Raw genomic sequence first — 5,804 nt, 5'->3', positions numbered from 1 at the left:
CGGGGATCGGCGACACCTCGGGCAGGCGCGCGGTCTCGCGGCCGGCCTCGGGTTGGGTGACCTCGCCGGGTGGGATCTCGGGGGCGGCCGGGGTGCTGTCGCCCACCGCGCGATCCGGGTCGGACGGTGCAACGCCGCTATCCGCAGCGCCGGGATCCGCGGGCGCTTCGGCAATCGGTGATTCGCTATCCACATCGGGCCGCGGGGCCACCGGAGACAACAGCGACAGCGCGCTCAGGGCGACCGCCGAAACGACCAAACCCCAGATTGCACCACTGAGAAATCCGCGCATGGCTGCCCTGCCTCTTCTGCTCTGCCCCTCGCGGCCAGCATCTGATGTGGTGGTCCTGCGAAACCGGCTGCGGACCGCGCGCCCTTGACGCTGGCCGGCAAGCCTGAACATGTAGTTCCCCGTATCATACCGCCAACAGGGGCTCCGCCTCTACCCCAAAGCTGCGAATTTGCCCATGTTGCTGCCGATCCACCACGATGATGACCTGCCAATGGCGGCGCGGCCCGGCCCTGCCCTGCTGCCGCCCGGCCAGACCAAAGGGGAAGTCTCCGCATGAGCGATGCCCTGAAGCCGCTGATCGGCGCCGCTGCCGAACGGCCCCTGACCCGCGCCGAGGCCGAAACCGCCTTTACCCTGCTGTTCGAAGGCGAAGCCACGCCCAGCCAGATCGGCGGGCTGCTGATGGCGATGCGCACCCGCGGTGAAACCGTGGATGAATATGCCGCCGCCGCCGCCGTGATGCGTGCCAAATGCCACCACGTCCAGGCGCCCGAAGGTGCGATGGATATCGTCGGCACCGGCGGCGACGGCAAGGGCACGCTGAACATCTCGACCGCCGCCGCGCTTGTCACCGCTGGCGCCGGCGTGCCGGTGGCCAAACACGGCAACCGCAATCTCAGCTCGAAATCCGGCGCGGCCGATGCCCTGACCGAGATGGGAATCAAGGTGATGATCGGCCCGAAACTGGTTGAGAAATCGCTGAACGAGGCCGGGATCGGCTTTATGATGGCACCGATGCATCACCCGGCCATGGCCCATGTCGGCCCGGTCCGGGCCGAGCTGGGCACGCGCACGATTTTCAACATCCTCGGCCCGCTGACCAACCCTGCCGGGGTCAGGCGGCAACTGACCGGCGCGTTTTCCCGCGAGCTGATCCGGCCGATGGCCGAAACCCTGGCGCAGCTGGGGTCCGAGCGCGCCTGGCTGGTGCATGGCAGCGACGGCACCGACGAGCTGACCATCACCGGGATCAGCTGGATCGCGGCGCTGGAGGATGGCGTGGTGACCGAATCCGAGATCCATCCCGAAGAGTTCGGCCTGCCGGTGCATCCCTTCGAAGCAATCATCGGCGGCAGCCCGGCGGAAAACGCCGCCGCCCTGCGCGCGCTGCTGGATGGCGCGCCCTCGGCCTATCGCGACGCGGTGCTGCTGAACGCCGCCGCCGCGCTGGTGGTGGCCGGGGTGGCGCCGGATCCGCGCAGCGGCGTGGAACGCGCCGTCGAAAGCATCGACAGCGGCAAGGCACGGGAAAAGGTGGCGGCGCTGGCGCGGATCACCCAGGCCGGCTGATGGCGTTCGACCTGTCCCGCTTGGGCGGCTGGCGCGAGCTGCCGTTTTTCTCTGACACCCTGCCGGGGATCGAGGCGCGGCTGGCCGAAGTGACCGGCCCGGTCTTTCCGCCGCGCGACCGGGTGTTTGCCGCGCTGGAACGCACCCCGCCCGAGGCGGTGCGGGTGCTGATCCTGGGCCAGGATCCCTATCACACCCCCGGCAAGGCAGATGGGCTGGCCTTTTCCATCCCCCGCGATTTCGGCGGCAAGCTGGACAGCCTTGGCAATATCTTCAAGGAATTGCACGAGGATCTCGGCGTCGCGCGCCAGCGGACCGACCTGGCCGATTGGGCCGATCAGGGGGTCTTGCTGCTGAACACCGCGCTGACCGTGCCGCAGGGCCGCGCCCATGCCCACAAGGCGCTGGGCTGGAAGACCCTGGTGCACCAGGTGCTCGACCGGCTGGACACCGCGCCGCGGGCCCTGCTGCTGTGGGGCAACCCCGCCCAGGCGCTGGGCCGGCGGCTGCGCCATACCGGCCATCTGCGCATCGAAACCGCCCATCCCTCGCCGCTGTCGGCCTATCGCGGCTTCTTCGGGTCGCGGCCGTTTTCGCAGGTGAATGGGTGGTTGCAGGCCCGCGGCGACAGGGCCATAAACTGGGCCGACCCGGAGGCATCATGACCGACACAATTCTCGACAGGATCAAGGCTTACAAGCTTGAGGAGGTCGCCGCCGACAAGGCGGCGCAGCCGCTGGAAGCGGTCGAGGCGCAGGCGCGCGCCGCCGACCCAGTGCGCCCCTTTGCCGAGGCGCTGGCGCGCACCATTCCGCTCAGCTATGGCCTGATCGCCGAAATCAAGAAGGCGAGCCCCTCCAAGGGGTTGATCCGCCCCGATTTCGACCCGCCGGCGCTGGCCCGGGCCTATGCCGAAGGCGGCGCAACCTGCCTGTCGGTGCTGACCGACACGCCATCGTTCCAGGGCCAGAAAGATTTCCTGACCCAGGCCCGTGCCGCCTGCGATCTGCCGGTGCTGCGCAAGGATTTCATGTACGACCCCTATCAGGTGGCCGAGGCGCGGGCGCTGGGCGCCGATTGCATCCTGATCATCATGGCCTCGGTCTCGGATGCCCAGGCGGCCGAGCTGGAGGCGGCGGCGCAGGACTGGAACATGGATGTGCTGATCGAGGTGCATGACCGGGCCGAGCTGGACCGCGCCGCGCTGCTGAGCAGCCGGCTGATCGGCATCAACAACCGCAACCTGCACAGCTTCGAGACCTCGCTCGACACCACCCGCAACCTGGCCAAACATGTGCCCGCCGACCGCATCATCGTCAGCGAAAGCGGCCTTTCCGGCCCGGCGGAACTGCGCGAACTGGCGCTTTATGGCGTGCGCTCGTTTTTGGTCGGCGAAAGCCTGATGCGCCATGACGATGTCGCCACCGCCACGCGCGAATTGCTGGCCAACCCGCTGCGGCCCGGAACGATGTGATGGCACTGACCCATTTTGATAAAAAGGGCGACGCCCATATGGTCGATGTCTCGGACAAGGCCGAAACCGCGCGCGTCGCCAGCGCCGAGGGCCATGTGACGATGGCGCCCGAAACACTTGCCCTGATCACCGCGGGCGAGGCGCAGAAAGGCGATGTTTTGGGGGTTGCCCGGCTGGCCGGGATCATGGGCGCCAAGCGCACCGCCGACCTGATCCCGCTGTGCCACCCGCTGCCGGTGACCAAGGTGAGCGTCGATCTCACCCCCGATCCCGCCCTGCCCGGCCTTCGCATCACCGCCACGGTCAAGACCACCGGGCGCACCGGGGTCGAGATGGAGGCGCTGACCGCCGTCAGCACTGCGGCGCTGACCGTCTATGACATGGCCAAGGCGGTGGACCGCGCGATGCAGATCGGTGGCATCCGGGTGACGCTGAAGGATGGCGGCAAATCCGGCCGCTACGAAGCGGAATGATAACCGTCGCCGAAGCGCATGCGCTGCTGGCCGGCCTGGTTGCGCCGCTGGAAATGGAACAGGTGCCGCTGGCCGAGGCGCATGGCCGGGTGCTGGCCCGCGATATCAGCGCCGGGCGCGACCAGCCGCCCTTTGCTGCTTCGTCGATGGATGGCTACGCGATCAAGGCGGCCGAGGCCGAGTTGCATGCGATGTTCCGCGTCATCGGCGAATCCGCCGCCGGCCACCGGTTTTCCGGCGCCCTGGGCGCCGGCCAGGCGGTGCGCATCTTCACCGGCGCGCCGGTGCCCGAGGGCGCCGATTTCGTGGTGATCCAGGAAAATGTCAGCGCCAAGGGCGACCTGATCACCATCACCGACGGGCCCGGCGTAAAATCCAATATCCGCCCCGCCGGCGTTGATTTCCGCAAGGGCATGACCTTGGCGGCGCCGCGCCTGCTGCGCCCGGCCGATATCGCCCTGCTCGCCGCGATGAACCACGACCGCGTGCCGGTGACGCGCCGCCCGAAGGTGGCGCTGATCGCGACCGGGGACGAATTGGTGATGCCGGGCGAGCGCCCCGGCGCGGACCAGATCATCGCCTCCAACACCTTCGGGCTGCAGGCGATGCTGGCCGAGGCCGGGGCCCAGCCCCGCCTGTTGCCGGTGGCGCGCGACAGCTATGCCTCGCTGGCCACCGCCTTCGACCTGGCCCAGGGCGCCGACCTGGTGATCACCGTCGGCGGCGCCTCGGTGGGCGATCACGACCTGGTGGGCGAGGTCGCCGCCGGGCTGGGGATGGAACGTGCCTTTTACAAGGTGGCGATGCGGCCGGGCAAACCGCTGATGGCCGGCCGCCTGGCCGGTGCGGCGATGGTCGGGCTGCCCGGCAACCCGGTCTCGGCCATGGTTTGCGGCTATCTGTTCATCCTGCCGATGATCCGGGCGATGCTGGGCCTGGGCGCGGATTTACCGGCGCTGAAACAGGCCAGGCTCAACGCCGCGCTGGAGCGCAACGGGCCGCGCGAACATTATCTGCGCGCCCGCGTCGAGGCAGACCGCGTCACCGCCTTTGAAAATCAGGACAGTTCGCTGCTGACGGTGCTGTCCGAAGCCAATGCGCTGCTGGTGCGCCCGGCCGATGACGGCCCGCGCGCTGCCGGGGAAATGGTGAACTACCTGCCGCTCTGAGCGGGCGCGGCCGCTCTGCCGCCCCCTAAGGCTTCTTCTCTTGGCACCTCTCAACGGCCACCCGTGCCACCGCAGTGGCGCCGGAGCGATGCGCGCGGTTGACACAAAACGTGAACAAGCGTAGAACAAACGCAAACAAAAGCGTCAGAGGTAGAGCAATGCTGACCAAGAAACAATTGGATCTGCTGGAATTCATCCACAAGCGCGTGCAGCGCGACGGGGTGCCGCCCAGTTTCGACGAAATGAAAACCGCGCTGGACCTGCGCTCGAAATCCGGCATCCACCGGCTGATCACCGCGCTGGAAGAGCGCGGCTTTATCCGCCGCCTGGCGCATCGGGCGCGGGCGATCGAGATCGTCCGCCTGCCCGAGTCGATCGGCGGCGAGGTGCAGGGCGGCTTCCAGCCGCGGGTGATCGACGGCGACCTGTCGACCCCGCCGCGCCCCGCCGGGGCCGAAGCGGTCAGCACGCTGGACGCGGTGGAACTGCCGCTGATGGGCCGGATCGCCGCCGGCGTGCCGATCGAGGCGATTGCCCATGCCTCGCACCAGGTGGCGGTGCCGGGCGCCATGCTGGGCAAGGGCGGCGCGCATTACGCGCTGGAGGTGAAGGGCGATTCGATGATCGGGATCGGCATCAATGACGGCGACGTGGTGGTGATCCGCGAAACCAGCACCGCCGATAACGGTGATATCGTCGTTGCGCTGGTCGAGGATCACGAAGCGACGCTGAAACGTTTCCTGCGGCGCGGCAATGCCATCGCGCTGGAGGCGGCGAACCCGGCCTATGAAACCCGGGTGCTGCCCGAGGACAAGGTCAAGGTGCAGGGCCGCCTGGTCGGGCTGATCCGCACCTATTGATCCCAGCGCCGCCTGCCGCCGAGTTGCCGGGCGCTGACGATGCCGTCCGGCCCGATGGCCAGGCTGCCGGTGGCACGCAGGCGGCGCGGGTCGAACACCTCGCAGGGACCTTCCGGGCGCAGCGGCACCGAAACCACCAAAAGCTGCCCGGCGCGGCAGGGTCCGAAAGACTCAACCGCGCGCTTGCCGGCCAGGTGGATGATCTCCGCGCTGCCGACCCGAGCCACCTGCGGCCCGCGCGCCGCC

General features: G+C 68.7%; 6 protein-coding genes and 2 pseudogenes. 6 read left to right on the top strand and 2 right to left on the bottom strand.

Annotated features, from left to right (window positions below; translation table 11 throughout):
* Positions 1-292: pseudogene (locus tag CVM52_RS22945) on the bottom strand (hypothetical protein); the annotation flags it as partial.
* A 273-nt stretch (positions 293-565) separates the two neighbouring features.
* Here CVM52_RS22945 and trpD point away from each other — a divergent pair.
* From trpD to lexA, 6 genes are all read left to right on the top strand, one after another.
* Positions 566-1,582, top strand: coding sequence for an anthranilate phosphoribosyltransferase (gene trpD, locus CVM52_RS22940; RefSeq protein ID WP_100164678.1), 1,017 nt, complete (start codon positions 566-568; stop codon positions 1,580-1,582).
* Positions 1,582-2,247, top strand: coding sequence for a uracil-DNA glycosylase (locus tag CVM52_RS22935; protein ID WP_100164677.1), 666 nt, complete (start codon positions 1,582-1,584; stop codon positions 2,245-2,247). Before trpD ends, CVM52_RS22935 begins: the two co-directional genes overlap by 1 nt.
* Complete coding sequence (gene trpC, locus CVM52_RS22930; protein ID WP_100164676.1) at positions 2,244-3,056, top strand: indole-3-glycerol phosphate synthase TrpC; 813 nt, start codon at positions 2,244-2,246, stop codon at positions 3,054-3,056. Before CVM52_RS22935 ends, trpC begins: the two co-directional genes overlap by 4 nt.
* Positions 3,056-3,529, top strand: coding sequence for a cyclic pyranopterin monophosphate synthase MoaC (gene moaC / locus CVM52_RS22925; RefSeq protein WP_276308660.1), 474 nt, complete (start codon positions 3,056-3,058; stop codon positions 3,527-3,529). The genes trpC and moaC overlap by 1 nt, the downstream gene beginning before the upstream one ends.
* Positions 3,526-4,698, top strand: coding sequence for a molybdopterin molybdotransferase MoeA (locus CVM52_RS22920; RefSeq protein ID WP_100164674.1), 1,173 nt, complete (start codon positions 3,526-3,528; stop codon positions 4,696-4,698). Before moaC ends, CVM52_RS22920 begins: the two co-directional genes overlap by 4 nt.
* Before the next feature lie 158 nt (positions 4,699-4,856).
* Entirely contained in the window at positions 4,857-5,558 is a 702-nt protein-coding gene (lexA, locus tag CVM52_RS22915) for a transcriptional repressor LexA (protein ID WP_100164673.1), read from the top strand.
* On the opposite strand, the pseudogene CVM52_RS27130 reads toward lexA, so the two are convergent.
* Positions 5,552-5,804 (bottom strand): annotated as a pseudogene (locus CVM52_RS27130) (ComEC/Rec2 family competence protein); the annotation flags it as partial. The gene lexA and the pseudogene CVM52_RS27130 sit on opposite strands and share 7 nt — an antisense overlap.

Source organism: Pseudooceanicola lipolyticus (assembly GCF_002786325.1).
GTDB classification, from domain to species: Bacteria; Pseudomonadota; Alphaproteobacteria; order Rhodobacterales; family Rhodobacteraceae; genus Pseudooceanicola_C; species Pseudooceanicola_C lipolyticus.
The sequence above is the reverse complement of the archived record's forward strand: the minus strand, read 5'-3'. Positions and strand labels throughout refer to the sequence as shown.

What these genes read in the sequence shown, in the direction of transcription:
- moaC (WP_276308660.1), top strand. Translation starts at nt 3,056, where the DNA reads ATGGCACTGACCCATTTTGATAAAAAGGGCGACGCCCATATGGTCGAT.
- trpD (WP_100164678.1), top strand. Translation starts at nt 566, where the DNA reads ATGAGCGATGCCCTGAAGCCGCTGATCGGCGCCGCTGCCGAACGGCCC.
- CVM52_RS22920 (WP_100164674.1), top strand. Translation starts at nt 3,526, where the DNA reads ATGATAACCGTCGCCGAAGCGCATGCGCTGCTGGCCGGCCTGGTTGCG.
- CVM52_RS22935 (WP_100164677.1), top strand. Translation starts at nt 1,582, where the DNA reads ATGGCGTTCGACCTGTCCCGCTTGGGCGGCTGGCGCGAGCTGCCGTTT.
- lexA (WP_100164673.1), top strand. Translation starts at nt 4,857, where the DNA reads ATGCTGACCAAGAAACAATTGGATCTGCTGGAATTCATCCACAAGCGC.
- trpC (WP_100164676.1), top strand. Translation starts at nt 2,244, where the DNA reads ATGACCGACACAATTCTCGACAGGATCAAGGCTTACAAGCTTGAGGAG.